General features: G+C 75.4%; 2 protein-coding genes. Both read left to right on the top strand.

Annotated features, from left to right (window positions below; genetic code table 11):
* Positions 1 to 88 precede the first annotated feature (88 nt).
* The gene (locus tag GTW67_RS32940; protein ID WP_161168416.1) at positions 89 to 1048 is read left to right on the top strand and encodes a threonine/serine dehydratase family protein; all 960 of its coding nucleotides are present in this window, start codon (positions 89 to 91) and stop codon (positions 1046 to 1048) included.
* Positions 1049 to 1170: 122 nt separating this feature from the next.
* Positions 1171 to 1969, top strand: a 799-nt coding sequence (locus tag GTW67_RS32935) for a protein kinase domain-containing protein (protein WP_161168415.1), incomplete at its 3' end; no start/stop codon positions are given.

Here is a 1969-nt window from a genome sequence, read left to right as displayed (position 1 = left end):
TGCCGGGGAACCCTGTTGACCTGGGGCACGGCGCGCGGAAGGCTGCGGAGCGGCGTGGATCACCGCCCGCGCCGGGAGGATGACTGACTTGATCGGGATCACGGAGATCGAAGCCGCGGCCGAACGGATCGCCGGCCATGTCGTACGCACCCCGACGGTGCCGAGCCCGGGGCTGACCGCGCTGCTCGGGGCACCGGTCACCGCCAAGCTGGAGCTGCTCCAGCGCACCGGGTCGTTCAAGGCGCGCGGCGCCACGGCGAAACTGCTGTCGCTGACCGAGGCCGAGCGGGCCGCCGGTGTCGTGGCGGTCAGCGGCGGCAACCACGGCATCGCCGTGGCGGTCATGGCCGCCGCCCTCGACGTGAAGGCCACGGTGGTCATGCCGCGTACGGCGCCGGCCCGTTCGCTGGAGACCGCCGAGGAGGCGGGCGCCCTGGTGCGGCTCACCGACGACATGGACAGCGCCTTCGCGCTCGTGACGCGGTTGCGGGAGGAGGGGCTGACGCTGGTCCACCCGTTCGACGACCCCGTGGTGATCGCCGGGCAGGGCACCGTGGGGCTGGAGTTCGCCGAGGACGCCGGGGAGCTCACCGACGTGATCGTGAGCATCGGCGGCGGCGGGCTGATCTCCGGTGTGGCGGCGGCGCTGCGCGCGCTGCGTCCGGGCGTGCGGGTCTGGGGTGTGGAGACGGCGGGCGCCGAGGCCATGTCCCGGGCGCTGGCGGCGGGCGGCCCGCTGCCGGTCCCGCTGTCGTCGGTCGTCACGACGCTCAGCGCCCCGTCCGTCTCGCGGTTGACGTACGACCATGTGTCGGCGCTGGTCGACGACGTGCTCGTGGTGTCCGACCGGGAGGCCGTCCAGGGGTGCGCCGAACTCGCCGAGCACGCGAAGGTATGGACCGAGCCCGCCGCCGGCTGTCTGCTGCCCGCGGCCCGGCAGGTGATCGAGCGGGTGGGCGACGGGGCCCGGCTCGGGCTGGTGGTGTGCGGGGGCAACGCCACGACCGCCGACATGGCGGCCTGGACGGACCGCTTCGGGCTGCGCTGACGCCGGCGTCCCGCGCTGCGGGCGCCGGACAGTCCGGGTGATACGTCGCGCATCCGTTGAACGCACCCCGGCCCGCTCACCGTACCTCTGGGCGGACCGACAGCCGGCGGCGTGAGCGAGGGATGGCCATGGGCAGGGCGCACGTCTCCACACACGACCTGGTCGCCGGACGGTACCGCCTGCTCGAGGTCGTCCACCGGGAGACGAACCGGGTCTGCTGGTCCGGGGAGGACGCCGGGACGGGCCGCCCGTGCCTGGTGACCCAGGTCGGTCTCCCGGAGGAGACGCCGGACGAGAGCGCCCGCCGGGTGACCGGCCGCATCGTGCGGACCTGCGAGGCCATGCGGCTGCTGTGCCCGGACCGGGTGGCCGCGGTGGTCGAGGCGGTCGTGGAGCACGGCGCCCTGTGGACGGTCACCGAGTGGACCGGGGGTACGCCGCTCAGCGAACTCCTGACCGCGCAGGGCCCGTTCGACCATCCGCGGGCGGCACGCGTCGGCCTGGAGCTGCTGGACGTGCTGGAGGCGGCGCACGGCCAGGGCGTCACGCACGGCGAGCTCAGCCCGGGGCAGGTGTTCGTGCGCGAGGACGGCTCCGTCGTCGTCACCGGCTTCGGACTGGCCGGCGCCACCCTCGCCCCGCGGCTCACCGCTCCCTCCTACGCGGCCCCCGAGCAGGCCCGCGACGAGCGGATCGGGCCGGCCGCCGACCTGTGGACGCTGGGCGCGATCCTCTACGCGATGGCCGAGGGCCGCCCGGCGTTCCGTGACCGGGGCCGCCCCGAGGCCACCCTGAAGGGCGTGGACCGGCTGCCGCTGCGCACCCCGGTGCGGGCCGGCCCGCTCACCCAGGTGGTGCAGGGCCTGCTGCGCAGGAACTCGCGGGAGCGGCTGAGCCGTACGGCGGTCCGGGACGCCCTCA

Origin of the sequence: Streptomyces sp. SID5910, assembly GCF_009862125.1 — a bacterium.
GTDB lineage: Bacteria > Actinomycetota > Actinomycetes > Streptomycetales > Streptomycetaceae > Streptomyces.
This window is presented reverse-complemented; position numbering and strand designations above follow the sequence as displayed.